This is a genomic window from Acinetobacter sp. Ver3 (genome assembly GCF_000632455.1).
Classification (GTDB): domain Bacteria; phylum Pseudomonadota; class Gammaproteobacteria; order Pseudomonadales; family Moraxellaceae; genus Acinetobacter.
The window spans coordinates 1-377 of sequence record NZ_JFYL01000199.1; the positions used below are offsets into that span (position 1 = coordinate 1).

1 protein-coding gene is annotated in these 377 nt (G+C 47.5%); it reads right to left on the reverse strand.

The window, feature by feature from the left end; all coding sequences use genetic code 11:
• The coding region (locus CL42_RS17355) for a GA-like domain-containing protein (RefSeq protein WP_035271155.1) at positions 1–377 on the reverse strand (377 nt) is incomplete at both ends.

Sequence of the window (377 nt, forward strand, 5' to 3'; positions counted from 1 at the left end):
GCTGGTAAGGTGATGTCGACTAGATCATCTAAGCGTGCATCCAGCGCGTCTTTGTCTGCTCCTTCTGGAAGTGCATCAACTTTCGCTTGTGCATCTTCTTTAGCAGTAAACGCATCATCACGTGCTTGAGTCAGCTCAGCAAGTTCTGTTGGCGTGATTAAACCATCTGATTCGGCATCTGCTAGTGCTTGCTCTGCCTCAGCATATGCTGCTTCAGCCGCCTCTACTGCCTCTGTCGCTTCTTCAAGTGCTGCAACTGCATCATTTACTGCTGGTAAGGTGATGTCGACTAGATCATTTAAACGACCTTGTAGCGCATCTTTTTCTGCTTGTACTGCCTCAGGTAACGCTGTCACTTTTGTTTGTGCTTCTGTTTT